The sequence below is a fragment of the Paraburkholderia sp. BR10141 genome (assembly GCF_056155635.1).
In genome coordinates, this window is record NZ_JBMIQH010000040.1 from 48,992 (window position 1) to 68,115 (window position 19,124).

Sequence of the window (19,124 nt, forward strand, 5' to 3'; positions counted from 1 at the left end):
TTTCGACCGGGCCTCGATGGTTGGGCTTTGCTGCAGCGCGCCGAGCCCGGCACGCCAGCCCACGCCGGTCCGCTCCCATCCGTTCGCGCCGCCATGCCCCGACTCTCCTTTCTGGTCCGCTTCATCGCCATCGGCGTGCTGCTGCATGTTTATGTCGGCTTTCGCCTGATTCCCGACCTGAGCGTGCCAGCCGCCGGCAAGTGGCTCGCCGTGCTGTGGCTCGTGCTCTCGGTGCTGTTCATCCCGCCCGGCATGCTCGCGCGGCGCTTCAAGCGCCAGCCGCTCGGCGACCGCCTCGCCTGGATCGGCATGCTCGCCATGGGCTTCTTCTCGTCGCTGCTCATGCTGACGATCGCGCGCGACATCGTGCTCGCCTCGGCCATGACCGTGGAGGCACTGTGGCCCAAAGCCATCGATCTCGCCGGCTGGCGCACCGTGAGCGCCGCCGCGGTGATCGCGCTTGCGTTCCTCTCCTCCGGGTTCGGCTTCTTCAACGCGCGGCGGCGCGCGCGCGTGCGCAACGTCGAGGTTCCGATTCGCGGCCTGCCCGCCGCGCTCGACGGCTTCACGATCGTGCAACTGAGCGACATCCACGTCGGCCCGACGATCAAGCACGGCTACGTCGACGCCATCGTGCGCGCCGTGAACCAGCTCGACGCCGACGTGGTCGCTATCACGGGCGACGTGGTGGACGGCAGCGTGGCGCATCTCGCCGCGCACACCGCGCCGCTCGGCAAGCTCAACGCGCATCATGGCGTGTATCTCGTGACCGGCAACCACGAGTACTACTCGGGCGCGGACGCCTGGATTGCCGAGTTCCGCCGCATCGGCCTCACGGTGCTGATGAACCAGCATGTGGTGATCGAGCATGGCGGCGCGCGGCTCGTGCTGGCCGGCGTGACCGACTACACGGGCGGCCAGTTCGATCCCGCGCACCGCAGCGATCCGGCCGAAGCGCTGCGCGGCGCGCCCGCCGACGTCAACACGCGCGTGCTGCTCGCGCACCAGCCGCGCACGGCCCACGCCGCCGTCGATGCGGGCTTCACGCTGCAACTCTCCGGCCATACGCACGGCGGCCAGATTTTCCCGTGGAATTTTCTCGTGCGGCTGCAGCAGCCGTTCACTGCGGGCCTCGAAAAGCTCGGCAGCCTGTGGGTCTACACGAGCCGCGGCACGGGCTACTGGGGGCCGCCCAAGCGCCTTGGCGCGCCTTCGGAAATCACGCGCGTGCGGCTGGTGGGCGCACAGTGAACCCCTGGGCGCGCTGCGCCCGACGGCCCGCGCGGCCTTGCCGGTATCATCGGACGATGCCGCCGTTCGTCCGCCTGCCGCTTTAACTGGAATCCATCGCACATGGAAGGCAACAAGCAGCTTCACCAGACATCGTTCTATTTGCTGTTGTTCACGGTGTCCATCGCGCTTTGCTTCATCCTCGCGCCGTTCTTCAGCACGGTGCTCTGGGGCGCCATACTTGCATTGATCTTCCAGCCCGTGCAGCGCCGGCTCGTTGCCCGGCTCGGGCGGCGGCGCAATATCGCCGCGCTCATTACGCTCACCATCTGCCTCGTCATCGTGATCTTTCCGCTCACGCTGGTGACGGCCACGCTGGTGCAGCAGGTCGCCTTGGCCTATCAGGGGGTGCGAAGCGGCAGCCTCGACTTCGGCGCCTACTTCACGCAGATCGTCCATGCCATGCCCGAGTCGATTCAGAACCTGTTAGCGCGCTACGACCTCATGGATCTGCCCGGGCTGCAGCAGCGCCTTTCGGCGGGCGCCGCAGAGATCAGCCAGTTCGTCGCCACGCGTGCTTTCTCCTTCGGGCAGAACACGCTGCAATTTCTGGTGAGTTTCGGCGTGATGCTCTATCTGTTCTTTTTCCTCGTGCGCGACGGCCGCGAAATTTCGCGGCTCGTGCGCGACGCCATTCCGCTCGACGAGCAGCACAAGCTGCATCTCATGCGCAAGTTCACGACGGTGATCCGCGCAACGGTGAAGGGCAACGTGGCCGTGGCGGTCGTGCAGGGCGGCCTGGGCGGTATCGCGCTCTGGGTGCTCGGCATTCAGGGGGCGCTGCTGTGGGGCTTCGTGATGATGCTGCTCTCGCTGTTGCCCGCCGTGGGCGCGGCGCTCGTGTGGGGGCCCATTGCGATCTACTTCCTTTCCACGGGCGCGGTGGCGAAGGGCGTCGGGCTGATCGTCTTCGGCTCCGTCGTGATCGGCACCGTCGACAACGTGCTGCGCCCCGTGCTCGTGGGCAAGGACACGCGCCTGCCTGACTGGGTCGTGCTGATCTCGACGCTCGGCGGCATTTCGCTCATCGGCATCAACGGCTTCGTGATCGGGCCGCTCGTCGCCGCGCTTTTCATCAGCTGCTGGGACCTGCTGCGCAAGGACCAGCACAACATCGAAAACGAAAGCACGCCCGTGGAAGACGAGCCCGTCTAAGCGCGGCTTTCGGGCAGCATTAGGGCTGCGCTATGGCGAAACGTGCAGCGGCACGCCGGCGCGGCCCTGGCGTGCAACACCGGCAACAGGCGCTTCGGGCGCTTCGGCGCCGTCCACGGCAACCGAAAAACCGAACGTGTTGATGCCGTCCGCGCTGCGCACGAACACCGTGCCGCCGTGCATTTCCGCCACGGCCTTGACGATCGACAGCCCGAGCCCGTGATTCTCGTGGCTGTTCGAGCGCGCCTCCTGAATGCGGTAGAAGCGGTCGAAAATATGCTCGCGCGTGACCGGATCGAGCGGCTCGCCGGGGTTCGACACGGCGATCTCGACGTGACCGTTCTGCGGCGCGACCGTCGCGCGCAACGTCGTACCGGGCTGCGAATGCTGGATCGCGTTGACGAACAGATTGCTCACGGCGCGGCCGATCAGCGATGTATTCACCCAAGCCCGCGCATCGCCCTGCACTTCCACGCGCAGCTGTGCCTCTTCCAGCGGCATCTCCAGAAAATCGAGCATGCGTTCGATCTCCGAGCGCAACGACACTTCCGTGAGGTCGGTCGCGCGTTCGCCGCGATCGCTGCGCGAGAGGAACAGCATGTCGTTCACGATCACGCGCAATCGTTCGAATTCCTCAAGATTCGATTGCAGCGTCTGTTGCAGCTGTTCGACCGAACGGTCGCGCGTGAGTGCCACCTGGGTCTGGCCAATCAGGATGCTCACCGGCGTGCGCAACTCGTGCGCCACATCGGCGTTGAATGATTCGAGCCGCTCGTAGGCCTTGTCGAGACGCTCCAGCGCGCCATTGAACGATGTGGCGAGTTCGTGCAACTCCTCGGGCAGTTCGTCCGAGTGCAGACGCTGGCGCCGGTTCGACGGGCTCAACTGCGAGGCCTCGCGCGAGAGGCGCGTGAGCGGGGCGAGTCCGAAGCGCGTCACCGCGCGGCTCAGCAGCGCGACTGCAATGGTGGACAGCGCGATCAGCACGCCGAGCGCAATGCCGAAGCGCCGCAGCATGCCTTCGGTGCGCACGCAGTCGCTGCCGACCACGAGTTTCACCTGAGGCCGGTCGCCGCTCGCGGGTACGATAAAGGTCGTCGTGATGATGTCGTAGCTGCAGCCGGGTGGGCGCACGAGCAGATGATTCGGGCCGACGTCGCCGGTGACCTTGCCGACGATGGGCGTACCGAAACGAAAGCGCGGATCGGGGCCTTCGACGTAGTAATGCATGCGGCTGTCAGCAGGCGAGAGGTCGCGCAGCTTTTCCTGCACGAAGGCCCACTTCTGCACGTCCGGTGCGTGCGAAACGATCAGGCTCGCAATGCGCGCACGCGTGTCGAGCGTTTCGCGCAATTCGTTGAAGAGTTGACGCTGCATCAGGAAGAAGAGGCCCGCGCCCGTGAGCGTGAACACGATGAGCGACACCGCTGCGAACATCGCCGACAGCCGCAGCGAGATCGAGCGTTTCATGACGTCTGGCCTCCTTCCTCGCGTACTTCGAGCACGTAGCCCATGCCTCGTATGGTGTGCAGCAGCTTTGCCGCGTGCGGGCCGTCGAGCTTGGCGCGCAGCCGCTTGATCGCCGTTTCCACCACGTTCGCATTGCTTTCGAAATTCACGTCCCAGACCAGCTCGGTGATGAGCGTCTTGGAGAGAATCTCGCCGCGCCGCCGCGCGAGCACCGAAAGCAACTGGAATTCCTTCGCCGTGAGATCGAGGCGCACACCGTCACGCGTCGCGCGGCGGCTGATGAGATCCACCTGGAGATCGCCCACCGAGATCAGCGTGGATTCCTGCGTGCGTGCGCGCCGCGTGAGCGCGCGCAGCCGCTCGACGAGCTCGAGGAACGAGAACGGCTTGGTGAGATAGTCGTCGGCGCCGTCGCGCAGACCGTGCACACGGTCGTCCACGCGGTCGCGCGCCGTCAGCATGATGACCGGCGTGTCCTTCTTCGTGCGCACGGCGCGCAGTACGCCGAAGCCGTCGAGCTTCGGCAGCATGACGTCGAGCACGATCACGTCGAAGTCGTACTCCGTGGCCATCCACGCGCCTTCCTCGCCGTCCATGGCGACATCCACGACCCAGCCCTGCTCCGTGAGTCCGCTACGCAAGTAGTCGACGACCTTGCGCTCGTCTTCGATTACCAATACTTTCATGCCCGCCCTCCTCTTCGCGCGCTGCCCTGGCGGTGCCGGCCGACGCGGCCCGCGACCGCCGTTGCGCGCTTTTATATACCCTGGTGCCGGGCCCGCTCAAGCCCTCTTGTAGCTCTCGTATGCCCCGTTTTCAGCCCTTGCGTGCGACTCAGCTTCTGCCCTCGGCCTTCGGCACTTCGCGGCACGTGCCCGCGCTGCAGGCCAGCTCGCGGTCGTCGGCGCTCCAGCCACCGCCCAGCGCCTTCGCGAGAAAGACCACCGTGGCGACCTGCTGGCCGTGAATCTGCACTTCCTGGCGCTCGCTGGCAAGCAACTGCTGCTCCGCGTTGAGCACGTCGATGAACGCGACGAGGCCGCCCTGATAGCGGTCGTTGGCGAGTTCGAACGACTTGCGTGCGTCGTCCACGGCCGACTGACCGTCGGTCGAGGCACGTTCCAGCACCGAAAGGCCCGTTACCGCATTTTGCACCTCCTGGAACGCGGTGAGCACGGTCTGACGATAAGACGCCTGCGCCGACTCGTAGCCCGCTTGGGCGAAATCCACGCCCGCCGCGCGCTTGCCGCCGTCGAACAGCACCTCGCTGGCCGTCGCGCCCACCGACCACATCAGGCTCGGCACGGAGAAAAGGCCGCCAAAACGCGTCGATTCCCAGCCGAAAGTGGGCGAAAGGGTGATGTCCGGAAAGTACGCGGAACGTGCCACGCCGATCTGCGCATTGGCCGCGGCCATCGCCCGCTCGGCCGAGGCCACGTCGGGCCGCCGCTGCAACAGCTCGCTCGGCAGCCCGGTGGGAAGCGCCGGCACCGGCAGCGGCGTCACCTTCTGCGCGATCGTGAATTCGGGCGCGGGCTTGCCGACCAGCACGGCAATGGCGTTCTGCTCCTGCTGTCGCTGGTTTTCGAGCAGATGCACCTGAGTTTGCGTCGCCGCAAGCTGGGCCTTTTGCTGCAGCAGTTCGAGACCAGAAACCGCGCCGAGATCGTGCTGCGCGGTCACGAAATCGAGCGCCTTTTGCTGCAGTTGCGCCGAGCGGTTCACCACGTCGATCTCGTTGTCGAGTTCGCGCATGGCGAAATAGTCGGTGGCGAGTTCGGCGCTGAGCACGAGGCGCGCGTTGGCGAGATCGTCGCCGGCCTGCTGCGTCGACGCCTGCGCCGACTCCACCATGCGCCGGATGCGTCCGAACAGATCCAGCTCGTAACTCACGGTCGCGCCGACGGTGACCTGGTTCTGCACGGTCGACGTGTTGGGCGTCGCGTAGTTCGTGAGCGGCCGGTTCGCCGAAATGCGCTCGCGCGCGAGGCCCGCGTCGAGCCCGACCTGCGGGCTTTGCTGCGAGGACACCGAAGCGAGCGTCGCGCGTGCCTGCGCGTAGTGCGCGGCGGCCACGCGCAGCGTCTGGTTCTCGGCGAGCGCCGCGGTTTCCAGAGTGTCGAGTTCGGCGTTGTCGAATGCCTTCCACCACTGCGGATCGAGCGGCGCATGCGAAGGCTGCGCCGCGTGCCAGTATGAATCGGCGGAATCGACGCGCCAGGCCGAGGGGCTTTGCGTTTGCGGCGCGTGATAGTCGGGGCCCACGGTGCAAGCCGCGAGACCGAGCGCGCCGAGCGCCGTGACATAAGCGAGCGGCAGTTGCCGCGTGTTATTCCGCATCGTCACGTCGCGCTCCGCCTGGCGGCCTCGTGCGCCGCTTCGGTCTTGTTCGGCGCGACCACGACGACGCTGTCGCCATCCGCGATCGAGTCACTCGGGTTGAGCACGACGCGATCGGTCGGCGCGAGCCCGCGGCTGATTTCGAGCGTCTGCCCGAGGTCCTGCGCGATTTCCACCGGCTTGAGCTTGATCTTGCCATCCGCATCGACGACTGCAAGACGCGGACCTTCCGAGCGGAACAGCAGCGTGTTGCCCGGCACCGTGAGCAGGCCCTTCGCGTCGGTCTGCAAGGCGGCCTGCACGTACGCGCCGGGCAGCAGCTTGCCGTCATGGTTGGGCAGCGAGATTTCGGCCTGCAGCGTGCGCGTGGCCACGTTGATGGCCTGCGCCGTGCGCGTGACGGTGCCGTCGAACGTCAGGCCCGGCAGCTCCTGTTCGGTCACGCTCACGTGCTGGCCGACCGCCACCTGCTGCGCATAGGTCTGCGGCACGTCGAGGTAGAGGCGCAGCGGGTCGGACTGCGCAATCGAAAAGAGCGCATGACCCGCCCCGCCGTTGCCCGCGTTCACGAGGTCGCCGATATCGACGTTGCGCTGCGTGATGATGCCCGTGATCGGTGCGACGATGCGCTGGAACGACTTCATCTCCGTGAGGCGGCGCACGTTCGCATTGGCGGCGGCGAGATTCGCCTGGTCGGTGTTGAAGGCGCCCTGGCGGTCGTCGAGTTCCTGCTGCGAGACCGCATCGCGCTGGCGCAATTGCTGCGCCCGATCGAACGATGTCTTTGCGAGAGCGAGCGTCGAGGCGGCCTGATCGCGCTGCGCCTGCGCCTGCGCGAGTTCCTGATCGATCTCGGGCGTATCGATCTCCGCGAGCAACTGCCCTTGTTGCACGTGCGCGCCGATATCGGCGTACCAGCGCCGCACGTAGCCGTTCGCACGCGAGTAGATCGGCGCTTCGACAAAGCCGCGCAGCGTTCCCGGCAGCACGATGCGGCCGTCCGCGCCCGCCGCTACCGGTTGGACGACGCTCACGTACTGCTTCGCGTTCTGCTTCGTGACATCTGCGAGATGGTGGCCGTTCATGAGGTTCGACACGATCGTGCGCGTGGCGCCCGCGGCCAGCAGCAGCGCGACCACGATCAGCGCAAAGCGTGCGCGCTTGCCCGCCTGGCCGCGCGCCGGTAGGTCCATGCCCTGCTCGCTGCCCACGGTGATGTCGAGAGATGAATGGTGGTGAGGTTCGTTCATGTCTTCGGCCAATTTGACTTAACGGGTATCGCCTCGCGTAGCCCGGCGCTGCGCCTCGCGCTCGCGTTTCGTGGCGGCGCGGTGGGCGAGCCGGGTATGCACGGTCGCAAACATCAGGGGTACGAACAATAGTGTGGAGACCGTAGCGAACAGCAGGCCGCCGATCACCGCGCGTCCGAGCGGCGCATTCTGCTCCGCGCCTTCGCCGAGGCCGAGCGCCATCGGGACCATGCCGATCATCATGGCGAACGCCGTCATCAGCACCGGGCGTATGCGGGTGGCGCCGGCTTCGAGCGCGGCGGCGAGCGGCGACGCGCCGGCGGCAAGACGCTGCCGCGCGAACGAGACCACGAGAATGCTGTTTGCGGTCGCGACGCCCACGGTCATGATCGCGCCGGTGAGCGCGGGCACGCTCAAGTGCGTGCCGGTGATGAAGAGCATCCACGCAATGCCCGCGAGCGCGGCGGGCAGCGCGCTGATGATGATGAGCGGATCGGCCCACGACTGGAAGTTCACGACGATCAGCAGATACACGAGCACCACCGCCATCGCAATGCCGACGCCCAAACCCACGTACGACGAACGCATCGTGCCGATCTGCCCACGCATGGTGATGGTCGTGCCGCGCGGCGCGTGCGCCTGCACATGCCGGATGATGTCGTTGATGTTCACGCCCACGGAGCCCAGATCGCTGCCCTCCACGCTCACGAGCAGGTCGATCACGGGACGGATGTTGTAGTGCGTGACGATGGCCGGCCCGCTATGCGGATTGAGCTGCACGAGGTTGCTCACGAGTTGCAGCGGCGCATTGGGATTCGTCGCGCGTGCGGAAACGGGCGTGCCCATCACCTCGTTCATCGAGGTCTCGCGATACTGCGGCGTTTGCACCGTGAGCGGATATTCCACGCCGTTTTGCGGGCTCACCCAGAACGCAGGAGAGGTCTGGGTGCTGCCCGAAAGCGCGATCAGCACGTCCTGCGCAACGTTTTGCGGACTCAGGTTCAACTGCTGCATACGCGTGCGGTCCATGGCGAGCGTGAGCGCGGGCTCGTCGTTACGCTGCTCGATGTGCGCATCGACAGCGCCCGGCAGTTGCCGCACCTGCTTGAGCAGCGTGCTCGCAAGCGCCATGTCCTGATTCAGGTTCGCGCCCACGACCTGCACGTCGATCGCCGCGGGCTGACCGAAGTTCAGAATCTGCGTGATGATGTCGGCGGGCTGGAAGAAGAACTCGACGCCCGGGAAGCGTTGCGGCAGCAAGGTCCGCAGCTTGTCGATATAAATGCGCGAGGGATCGTGATCGGGCTTCAGCGCGATCTGGATTTCACCGTCGAGCGTGCCAATCGTCCCCGCATTGCTATACGAGAGGTTGATGCCGCTATAGGGCAGGCCGAGATTGTCGACGATCGTTTCGAGTTGATCGGCCGGCACGACTTCGCGAACCACCTGCTCCACCTGGTCGGCCAGGCGCGCGGTTTCCTCGATGCGAAAACCCGTTGGCGCGCGCATGTGCAAACGAATATTGCCCGCATCGACCGAAGGAAAGAAGTCGCGGCCAAGAAAAAACACGAGGACGAGCGAAAGCAGGCAAAACGCGAGGAAGGTGCCGCCAAAGAATTTGCGGCGCGCGAGCAGCAGGCTCAACAGCGCGATGTAATTGGCGCGCAAGCGCTCGAACGCATGATTGAAGCGCCAGTGTATGCGCGCGAAGAGCGAGCCTTGGGCGCGCTGTGCATGCGCGGTGGGATCGTGGCCCTCGAAGAGCAGCATGGCGAGCGTCGGCACCAGCGTGCGCGAGAGGATGTACGACGCGATCATCGCGAACACCACGGCTTGCGCGAGCGGCACGAACAGAAAGCGCGCTACACCGGTGAGGAAGAACATCGGCACGAACACGATACAGATGCACAGCGTCGAGACGAGTGCGGGCACCGCGATTTCGCCCGCGCCTTCGAGAATGCCGTCGTGCAGTTTCGCGCCCAGATGCAGGTGCCGCTCGATGTTTTCGATCGTAACCGTGGCGTCGTCCACCAATATGCCGACAGCGAGCGCAAGGCCGCCGAGCGTCATGATGTTGATGGTCTCGCCAAGCGCATAGAGGGCGATGATCGACGAGAGAATCGACAGCGGGATCGACACCGCGATGATGAGCGTGCTGCGCCAGTTGCCGAGAAAGAGCAGGATCATCGCCGCGGTGAGCGCGGCCGCGATGAGCGCTTCGCGCACCACGCCCTGCACGGCGGCGGAAACGAAGACGGACTGGTCGAAGAGCGGCTTGACGACGAGGTCGGCGGGCAGCGTGTCGCGTGCCTTTGGCAGCAGGTCCTTGAGGGCGCCCACCACCTGCAGCGTCGAGGCGTCGCCGCTCTTGAGGATCGACATCAGCACGCCGCGCTGGCCGTCCTGGCGCACGACATTGGTCTGCGGCGTGAAGCCGTCGCGCACATGCGCCACGTCGCCGAGATACGTGGTCGCGCCGTTTACCGTCTGCACGGGAATGCGGTTGAGTCCGGCAAGCGTGTCGGGCGATGCATTGGTGTCCACACGATATTCGGTTTGCCCGAGCTTGGCCGTGCCCGTCGGCAAAATCAGGTTCTGCGCGTTGACGGCATTGACGATATCGGCGGGCGTGAGGCCCTTCGAAATGAGTGCGCGCGTATCGAGGTCCACGGAAATCACGCGCGTCTTGCCGCCATACGGGTAAGGCACCTGCGCGCCGGGAATCGTAATGAGCTGCGGGCGCAGGAAGTTCATCGCGACGTCGGCGAGCGCCTGCTCGCTCATCGACTTGCTGGACAGGCCGAGCTGGATCACCGGAATGCTCGAGGCCGAATAGCTGATGACGAGCGGGGGCGTCGCACCGGGCGGCATCTGCTTCACCTGCGCCTGTTCCGATGCAACGGCCTGCGCGATCGCGGTTTGCAGGCTCGCACCAGGCTGCAGGAACAGCTTGATGATCGCGATGCCGGGCAGCGACTGCGACTCGATGTGCTCGATATTGCTCACCGTGGTCGTCAAGCTGCGCTCGTTGACCGAGGTGATGCGATCGGCCATGTCCTTCGCGGAGAAGCCGTTGTACGACCAGATGATGCTGATGACCGGGATGTTGATGTTCGGCAGCACGTCGGTGGCCATCGACATGAGCACGAACGGCGTGGCCAGCACGATCAGGATAGCCATCACGATGAACGTGTACGGTCGCTTCAGCGCGAGATTGACAATCCACATGTCAGTGTTTCGGACAACTCAGGCGAGGGGTTGAGACGGCGACGCATTCATCCAGCGGGTGCCGCATCATAGGCAATGGCGGTGGCAGGTCGCTGTCGCCAATATGGCGAAATTGACAGGCAATGCGCGAGACGCGCGAAAGCGCGCGGGAACGCAGATAGATCGGCGCTGTAGCGTCGCGAAGCGCCGGAAATCCGCAGCCGCGAAACGCGCCGTAACACCCTCGCGCTTCGCGAAGACTTCTTTAACTGCTTCAGTTCACAAGACGCAGGCGCTCCAGGTCGTGCGTGTTGTGACCGCGGCCCCGACCGCTGCGCGCACGCGTGCCTCGCGGGCCCGCGTGTGCATCCATTTCGCGAAACGGCTCGTCGCAGGTGGCGAGTGCGGCCTCCTGCTCGGCAAGGACGAGCGGCACCTTCTCGCGCAGAAACTCGACGAAGGTGCGGATCTTCGCATCCAGATAGCGACGCGAAGCGTACAGCGCGTAGATGTTGAGCTTTTGCAGGGTGTGCGTGGGCAGCACGCGCACCAGCGTGCCGTCGGCGAGACCGGGCAGCGCAACCGGCACCGGCAGCGGGCCGATGCCCATGCCTTCGCGTATGGCGAGCGCAAGCGCTTCGGGATTGTTCACCTGGAACGGCGTCACGCCCGTATGCCGGAAGGTCTCGCCAAGCGGTCCCTCGGAAACCCATTGGCCGGCGGGCAGGCTCGCATCGGTCAGGTGCAGACAGGTATGCGCTTCGAGGTCATCGAACGATTGCGGCTCGCCGCGCGTGCGCAAGTACGCAGGCGAAGCGCAGAGAATGGCAGCGGTGCTGCCCAGATGCTGGGAGATCAGCGCGGAGTCCTCGAGTTCGGCGGCCACCACGACCGCGACATCGAAGCCCTCCTCGATGATGTCCGGCATCTGCTGCGCGATGGTGAGATCGACCGAGACCTCCGGCAAATGCTGCTGATAGCGCGCGATGAGCGGCATCACATAGTGCTGCCCGAAACTCGTGCCGCCGTACACGCGCAGCTTGCCCGCGGGGTTCGCGTGCGCAGCGGCGGCTTCCGCTTCGGCCTGCTCGATGTCGGCAAGAATGCGCTTGCAGCTCTGGAAGTAACGCTCGCCCGCTTCGGTCAGCGACATGCGCCGCGTGGTCCGGTTGAGAAGCCGTGTGCGTAGCCGTGACTCCAGGTCGGTGACCGCGCGCGAGACCTGCGCCGTCGTCATCGTTTCGCTCGCCGCAGCGCGCGTGAAGCTGCCGGACTCCACCACTCGCACGAAGACCCGCATATTGCGCAGCGTATCCATCAGAAACTCCCGTTCATTCGACCTGCCTTCCCATCTCCATACGAATGAGGGTAGTTTCGCCGACGAGCCGTGGCCTGATCCTGACTCGAACATGACAGCGCGGACAGCTTGGCGCAAAGCCCCGTCGCGCGTATGATCCACGGGCCCCCGGGGCGTGCTGCGATGCATCCCGACGCCTCGCGCGAGAGCCGCCTGGCGTGCGGCCGCCCTGCGCTTTGATGACAAAACGATGACTCTCGAATTCGCCCTGCGCCTTCTCGCGGCGTTCGCCTGCGGCGTCGCCATCGGCCTCGAACGCCAGATTCGCCAACGCACGGCCGGTCTGCGCACGATCACGCTCGTCGCCAGCGGCGCATGTTTGTTCGTCACGCTCGGCGTGCTGACCGGCAATGGCTCGACCGGCGTGACGCAGATCGCGGCCTATGTCGTCTCCGGCGTGGGCTTTCTGGGCGGCGGCGTCATCATGCGCGAGAAGGGCTCGATTCAGGGCATCAATACCGCGGCGACGCTATGGTGCTCAGCGGCCGTGGGCGTGCTGTGCGGAGCGGGCCATTACGGCCCGGCGGTGGCCGGCACTGCTGTCGTGCTGCTCACGAATACCGTGCTGCGCGAGGTGAGCCGCATCATCAACGCGTCGCCTGTTTCGAATGCGGATCTCGTGCGCGCTTATGTGCTTACGGTGGTTTGCCGCGAAGAGGATGAAATCCATATCCGCACGTTGCTTTCGAACTCTCTGTACTCCACGCCGCTTTCGTTCCAGAGCCTCACGAGCGAGGACCTGGCCGGCGATCCGCCGCGCCTGCGCGTGACGGCGACGATGCGCCTGCACCCGAAGTACCAGTCGAAGCTGGAGCTCCTGGCGAACCGCCTGAGCATGGAGAAAGGCGTCTCGAGCATAAGCTGGACCGCCGCGGAACCCGAAATCGCGCCTGAATGAGCCTTGCGCATTGCATCGGCCGGCATTTCTTACGAATGCATTTCTAATTCGTTGCTTTTTTTGAAACTATCGGTGGCGGTTTTCAGGAACTGTCAATTCTGGCCGCGTTTCATGGACGCGTATTCGCCCTTGGACTAAGCTCCATTCACCGTGATTCGTTCACGCCAACAAGGGGAGTCTACTCATATGCAACACGGCATCATTGCCTGGCTCATCATCGGCGCAATCGCAGGCTGGCTCGCTGGCGTTCTCGTCAAAGGCGGCGGCTTCGGATTGTTCGTCGATATCATTGTCGGCATTGTCGGCGCGTTCATCGGCGGTTGGCTTGCCGGGGTGCTCGGCATTCATATCGGCGCCGGCATCATCAGTTCGATCATTACCGCCATTGTCGGCGCGGTCATTCTGCTCTTCATCATCCGCCTCGTGCGACGAGCGTAGCGAATTTGCGCTATCAATGAAAAGCGGGAGCACCGTTGCCGGTGCTCCCGCTTTGTCTTGTGTGCTTCTAAATAGCGAGCGCCGTGGACCTTAGGCGTTCGCGACGAGTCCGCCCGTCGCTTCAGGCAGCATCGAACCCGTTTGATTGAAACGCAGATGCATTTCATACGCGCGTGCGAGATCGTGCGGCGTCTGGCCGCCGAACTTGAGTGCGTCGCGATAGTAGTCGCGCAGCAGGTCGCGATAAAGCGGATGCGCACAACGCTCGATCACGAGGTTCGCACGTTCGCGCGGCGCAAGTCCGCGCAGATCCGCCAGGCCTTGCTCGGTGACGAACACGTCCACGTCGTGCTCGTTGTGATCGACGTGCGGCACCATCGGCACGATGCTGGAAATGCGGCCGTCCTTCGCAATCGCCTTGGTCGCGAAGATCGCGCACGACGCATTGCGCGCGAAGTCGCCTGAGCCGCCAATGCCGTTCATCATGTGCGTGCCGCCCACGTGCGTGGAATTCACGTTGCCGTAGATGTCGCATTCGAGCGCGGTGTTCAGCGCAATCAAGCCGAGGCGCCGAATCACTTCGGGATGGTTGCTCACTTCCTGCGGACGCAGCACGAGCTTGTCGCGATAGCGGTCGAGTTCGGCGAGCACCTGAGCCTGGCGTTGCGCGGAGAGCGTCATCGATGCGCCCGAGGCGAATACCATCTTGCCGGAATCGATCAGATCGAACGTCGAGTCCTGCAATACTTCGGAGTACATCGTAAGCGCTTCGAACGGCGAATCCACGAAGCCCGAAAGCACCGCGTTCGCAATCGTGCCGATGCCGGCCTGCAGCGGCGGCAGTTGCGCGCTCATGCGGCCGTGCTTCACTTCATGCTGCAGGAATTCGATGAGGTGGCCGGCAATACGCGCGGTTTCTTCGTCGGCGGGCAGCACGGTCGAGGGGCTGTCCGCTTCGTTCGTGATGACGATGGCGGCGATCTTCTCCGGCGGAATCTCGATGGCGGTCGTACCCACACGGTCCTGCGGACGCACGATCGGCAACGGATCGCGATGCGGGCGACGGCCAGGAATCCACACGTCGTGGAGGCCTTCGAGCGCGAGCGGCTGTGCGAGATTGATCTCGACGATCACCTTCTCCGCGAGAATCGCGAAGCTCGCCGAATTGCCGACCGACGTGGTCGGTACGATCGCGCCGGTTTCCGTGATCGCGGCGGCTTCGATGATCGCGAGATCGAGTTTGCCGAGCAGGTTCGCGCGCAGCATCTCCACGGTTTCCGAAAGATGCTGGTCGACGAACATCACTTCGCCACGGTTGATCGCCTTGCGCAGCGTCGAATCCACCTGGAACGGCAGACGGCGCTCGAGCACACCCGCTTCGGTCAGCATGCGATCGACGTCGTGGCCGAGCGAGGCGCCCGTCATCAGCGTAATACGCAGCGGCTCTTTCTCTTCGCGCGCACGGCGCGCCAGTTCGAGCGGCACTGCCTTCGTGTCGCCCGCGCGCGTAAAGCCGCTAGCGCCAACGCGCATGCCGTTGCGCACGAGTTGGGCCGCCTCGGCAGCCGAAGTGATTTTCCCGCGCAAGGCGGCACAACGAATACGGTCTTCGTACATCAAAGTCTCCACAAACTCTCTGATCGCCTGGTGCCTATTTTCAGGTCTTGCATCGGCGGTCGTGCACTGCGAGTTTCACAAAACACTGTTGCAGTGTTTTGAGCAGCCACAATGCGCAAAGCCGCGGCGCCCTTTTGAAGGCGTCGCGGCACAAGATATCAGCGTGCGCCTGCACATGGCTGGCGTGCTCTCGATCTCAGCTACCGAAATAAATATTGCAGAAGCTGACCGGGCCGACGCATTCATCCTTCTTTGCCGGCTTTACGATTTCGCGGTGGGCGGGCGCTTGCGCTACCTGCGGGGCAGCGGACTGCGCAACCTGCTGAGGGACGCTCGCTGCCGGTGCTTCGTTCTGTGCATAAGCAGCGGCGGCGGCAAACAGCGAACAGGCAACAACAGCGATCTTCAGGGACTTCATTTTACTCTCCAGTGCTAACGGTTACTGCGAAGCAGTGATGTGACTATATGACTCAGGGTCGAATAGATTAAGGAGTCGGGGTGGAAGGCATATTTCCAGACTGCAGCAAGATCGCGCGGGGCCCGCATGTTCATTGTGTTTTCAACGATCTGCGCGGCGCAAGCGTACGGCGTGCACGGCGCGCCAGCGGCCCGAGCGGCGCGTCGCGGTCGAGCAGCGCGCTGCGGATGAAGTGCAGATGACTCAGCAGCCGTTGCGCCTCGTGCCGCCTTTCCCGCTCGTGATGCACGGTGGCGAGCGCCTCCTGGGCGATCCAGGTCGCCGCGCGCACGGCGCTGAGCGCGTGGTCGAGCGCAATCCCGTCCGGGCTCTCGAAAAGGTGCGCGATGTCCCCCTGAACGCGCGCGAGAGCCGCGGGCCAGCGCGCGTCATGACGGTCGAGCCAGGCTGCCGCGTGCGCCTCGTTGCGCAGATCGACCACGGCGTGCCCGACTTCGAGCGTGACGAGCATCCAGCGCAGCGCGCGCCGGTGCGCCTGGCGGCGCCCGTTCAGCAAGAGCCTCAACTGGTGCATCAGATCGTGCGTACCGGACTGGAAGCGCTGGCCGAGGCCATCGAGTTCCCCATGGCTGGCCAGCACGACCTGGCCGCGCAACGACACGCACATGCGCTCGACGAGCCAGTTCATGTGCGGTGGAAACACCACCGCGAACGCGAGCGAGGCGACCAGCATCGCGGCGACGACGGCGATGCCGTTGTTGACCAGCAGATCCGGCGTGTACACGATCACGTTGTCCGGACCAGCCAGCAGACAGAAGAACACCGAGAAGCCGACGCCATAGCCCGCTATGCGCGAGCGGGTGGCGAGAAAGGCGCCGATGGCGAGCACCGGAACGAGTGTCGCGCAGAGCAACGGAAAGCCGTCGACATTGGGATAGACATAGCAGGTGAAGAGATAGCCCGTCACGGCGGCAAAGGCCGCGCCAACCGCCATCTGCACGGCCATGCGCGACGCGTTCGGCGCCGACGAGGTGAGCGCGCACGTGAGCGCCGCCGCGATCATCGCAAGGCCGCCGCTCGGCCAGTCGGTCTCGACCCAGAACCAGCCCAGCGCCGCCACCACCACGGCGGTACGCACGAAGGTGAACGCCACCACGTACCAGCTCGTGCGAGGCACGTAGCGCGCGGCGCGCGGCGCCTGCGCACGACTCGCTTCCATGAGCGCTGCCCAGGTGCGGCTGTAGCGCACGATCTCGGTCGTGAAGCGATAGATGAGTTCGGCCGAGGTGTCGAAGTCGGGCAGCGCTTCGGGCAGCGCATGTTCGAGCGGCCGCCGCGTCTCGCGCACATGACGCGGCAGCGTGCGCTGGAAGGCCTCGAGCCCATCGGCGAGCCTCCGCGCATGGGCGCGATCGCTTTCGTCGCGGCCAGGCCGTTGTGCGAGGAGCGCCGCGAGTTCGTCAAAATACGGCGCGAGCGGTGCGATCGCCGCGTCGCGCCAGTGCAGTCTTTTGAGCAACTGGCGCAACGCATGCAGCCGCGCGCAGGCATCCATGAATTCGGAATTCAGACGCGAAAGCAGGCCGCTGCGCGAGCGCATCGTCGGATCTTCGAAAGACGAGAAAGCACGCGTGGCCTCGAAGCCGACGACATCGTCGACGAGACTCGCAAATCGCCCTTCGAATGCGCCCCTTTCGAGCCGCCCAGCCAACACCGCCGCAGCGAACGCAGTAAAATTCAGATAGCGTGAGCGCAGGGTTCGACCGAGCAACGAGCCCGACTGCCGGGGCACGATCACCGCGCTGACCATGCCCGAGCAGAGAATGCCAATGGCCACTTCGGCGCCTCGGCCGAGTGCGGCGAGAAAGAGACCGTTGGGCTGCATCACGAGCGGAATGCCGATCAACGCTGCCGTGTAGCCGGCAAGCACGAAACCGTACCAGCGAAAATGGCGATTCCTCATGGCGGCAGCCGTACATGCGGCCACCCACCCCGTCATCCCGAGGATGTAGAGTTCGGGCTGCTGGACGAACACGGCGCCCAGTACTACCGCCGCGACCATTCCCACCGCAGTGCCGACGATGCGATAAAAGCTCTTGGCGAACACCATGCCCGAGAGCGGCTGCATCAGGACGAACACCGTCGTCATCGCGATGCGCGGCTGCGGCAGGTCCAGCAGCATGGAGATGCCCATGGCAAGCAAGCAAGCCGCGACCGTTTTCAGCAGATGGAGCCAGATCGTGCCGTCGCTGGCCTGCCAGTCGCGCAACGCCCGTCTGACCGCGCGCCATATGATCTCCGCGCGCCGACGCGAGTCGAACGCTCGATGTATCGCAGGCTGGCGGCTCATGACAAACGCTCGGGCTGTTTCAAAGACAGGGGCCGATTGTAGGAGCGTCATTGCGCCGCATTAATGGGACGCGCGGGGAACCTCCGTTCCAGATCACTCAACAATGGCGCGCCCATACAGGCGGACAATATCGTTTCTGTACCGAACAAGAAGGTCAAGAAGGTCTGATGGATACGTTACAAAACATGCGGGTGTTCGTGCGCGTCGTGGAAGCGGGCAGCTTCACGGCCGCGGCTCAGTCGCTGGATTCGACCACCGGCGCGATGTCGCGCGCGGTATCGGAACTCGAAGCGCACTTGCGCACCCGTCTGCTCAACCGCTCGACACGCCGGCTCGCGCTCACGCCCGCCGGCGAGCGGTATCTCAAGCGTTGCTCGCAGATTCTCGCGGACGTCGATAGCGCGGAAGAAGAAGCGAGCTGCGCGCACGAACGCCCGGTCGGGGCGCTGCGCATGCACAGCTTCGCGAGTATTGGTCAGCAGTACGTGCTGCCGGCGATCTCGCGCTATCGTGCGCTGCATCCCGAAGTCACCGTCGAACTGACGCTCTCGCAACGCATGCCGGATCTCTTCGAGGGCAGCAGCGACGTCTCGGTGGTCACGGCGTCATCGCTGCCGAATTCCGATCTCGTTTCGCATCAGCTGGGCTCGACGTACAGCATTCTGTGCGCCTCGCCTGGGTATGTGCATACGCACGGTGCGCCACGCACTCCCGCCGACCTCTCGCATCACGACTGTCTGATTCTCAAATCGCCAGCGTTCCCGGCGCATGAGTGGACGCTCGAGGGGCCTGAGGGCAGCGTCGAGATGCAAGTGGACGGGCCGGTGCAGGTGAACATCGCGGAATCGCTCGCCGTGGCGATACGCGAGGGGATGGGGATCGGGATGTTGCCGGTCTACGCCGCAATAGAAGGATTGCGTAACGGGACGCTCGTGCGTGTGCTGCCACAGCACAAGCTGCAAAAGACGAACGTGTATGCGCTCTATCCGTCGCGCAAGTTCGTCGATGCGAAGACGAAGACGTGGGTGGAATTCTTGCGCGCGCATCTCCCGCAAGTCATCGAGCGCGACCTGGCGCTGCTTGAAGAACTGACTCAAGAGCAGCTGACGGACGTCGCAGAAGAGGTGGCCTTGGCGAAGGACGCTGGGGTCGCAGCAGCTGTGCAGAAAGCGGCGCAGTAAGCCTGCGCTTGTGAAAGCGGGTTAACGCAAAAAGCCGTCCATTGGACGGCTTTTTTGTTTTCCTGCATCTGAAGAAGCGCAAACGCCAGAACCCCGGCTCTCTTTCGGAGACACCGGGGTTCTGGACGTTACAGCATAAGGAGCCTGACGATT

14 protein-coding genes are annotated in these 19,124 nt (G+C 64.7%); 5 read left to right on the top strand and 9 right to left on the bottom strand.

What is annotated here, in order from left to right; genetic code table 11:
• Positions 1–93: 93 nt before the first annotated feature.
• Entirely contained in the window at positions 94–1,251 is a 1,158-nt protein-coding gene (locus ACOJB8_RS34970) for a metallophosphoesterase (protein ID WP_069268712.1), read from the top strand.
• 102 nt (positions 1,252–1,353) lie between these two features.
• Positions 1,354–2,445, top strand: coding sequence for an AI-2E family transporter (locus ACOJB8_RS34975; RefSeq protein ID WP_069268711.1), 1,092 nt, complete (start codon positions 1,354–1,356; stop codon positions 2,443–2,445).
• A 30-nt stretch (positions 2,446–2,475) separates the two neighbouring features.
• Here the strand turns inward: ACOJB8_RS34975 and ACOJB8_RS34980 are convergent, their stop codons facing one another.
• From ACOJB8_RS34980 to ACOJB8_RS35005, 6 genes are all read right to left on the bottom strand, one after another.
• Positions 2,476–3,915, bottom strand: a complete 1,440-nt coding sequence (locus tag ACOJB8_RS34980; protein ID WP_342950231.1) for a heavy metal sensor histidine kinase — start codon at positions 3,913–3,915, stop codon at positions 2,476–2,478.
• Positions 3,912–4,601, bottom strand: a complete 690-nt coding sequence (locus ACOJB8_RS34985; protein ID WP_042265081.1) for a heavy metal response regulator transcription factor — start codon at positions 4,599–4,601, stop codon at positions 3,912–3,914. The genes ACOJB8_RS34980 and ACOJB8_RS34985 overlap by 4 nt, the downstream gene beginning before the upstream one ends.
• A gap of 148 nt (positions 4,602–4,749) precedes the next feature.
• Positions 4,750–6,255 (bottom strand): efflux transporter outer membrane subunit, encoded by a 1,506-nt coding sequence (locus ACOJB8_RS34990; protein WP_475016761.1) that lies wholly within the window; start codon positions 6,253–6,255, stop codon positions 4,750–4,752.
• A 2-nt stretch (positions 6,256–6,257) separates the two neighbouring features.
• Positions 6,258–7,505, bottom strand: coding sequence for an efflux RND transporter periplasmic adaptor subunit (locus ACOJB8_RS34995; protein ID WP_475016750.1), 1,248 nt, complete (start codon positions 7,503–7,505; stop codon positions 6,258–6,260).
• A gap of 18 nt (positions 7,506–7,523) precedes the next feature.
• Positions 7,524–10,733, bottom strand: a complete 3,210-nt coding sequence (locus ACOJB8_RS35000) for an efflux RND transporter permease subunit (protein WP_342950229.1) — start codon at positions 10,731–10,733, stop codon at positions 7,524–7,526.
• A 253-nt stretch (positions 10,734–10,986) separates the two neighbouring features.
• On the bottom strand, positions 10,987–12,030 hold the full coding sequence (locus ACOJB8_RS35005; protein WP_406954282.1) for a LysR family transcriptional regulator: 1,044 nt from the start codon (positions 12,028–12,030) through the stop codon (positions 10,987–10,989).
• 229 nt (positions 12,031–12,259) lie between these two features.
• On the opposite strand from ACOJB8_RS35005, the gene ACOJB8_RS35010 reads away from it, so the two are divergent.
• A complete protein-coding gene (locus tag ACOJB8_RS35010; protein WP_069268708.1) occupies positions 12,260–12,967 on the top strand; it encodes an MgtC/SapB family protein in 708 nt (235 codons plus the stop codon).
• A 186-nt stretch (positions 12,968–13,153) separates the two neighbouring features.
• Positions 13,154–13,405, top strand: a complete 252-nt coding sequence (locus ACOJB8_RS35015) for a GlsB/YeaQ/YmgE family stress response membrane protein (RefSeq protein WP_042265070.1) — start codon at positions 13,154–13,156, stop codon at positions 13,403–13,405.
• A 90-nt stretch (positions 13,406–13,495) separates the two neighbouring features.
• Here the strand turns inward: ACOJB8_RS35015 and ACOJB8_RS35020 are convergent, their stop codons facing one another.
• From ACOJB8_RS35020 to ACOJB8_RS35030, 3 genes are all read right to left on the bottom strand, one after another.
• Entirely contained in the window at positions 13,496–15,022 is a 1,527-nt protein-coding gene (locus ACOJB8_RS35020; RefSeq protein ID WP_475016753.1) for an acetyl-CoA hydrolase/transferase family protein, read from the bottom strand.
• 196 nt (positions 15,023–15,218) lie between these two features.
• Positions 15,219–15,440, bottom strand: a complete 222-nt coding sequence (locus tag ACOJB8_RS35025) for a hypothetical protein (protein WP_028205643.1) — start codon at positions 15,438–15,440, stop codon at positions 15,219–15,221.
• Between the two features lie 130 nt (positions 15,441–15,570).
• Positions 15,571–17,790: an FUSC family protein gene (locus ACOJB8_RS35030; RefSeq protein WP_475016756.1), complete on the bottom strand. Its 2,220-nt coding sequence runs from the start codon at positions 17,788–17,790 to the stop codon at positions 15,571–15,573.
• 167 nt (positions 17,791–17,957) lie between these two features.
• Here ACOJB8_RS35030 and ACOJB8_RS35035 point away from each other — a divergent pair, with 167 nt between their 5' ends.
• Positions 17,958–18,971 (top strand): LysR family transcriptional regulator, encoded by a 1,014-nt coding sequence (locus tag ACOJB8_RS35035; protein WP_069268705.1) that lies wholly within the window; start codon positions 17,958–17,960, stop codon positions 18,969–18,971.
• Positions 18,972–19,124 lie beyond the last annotated feature (153 nt).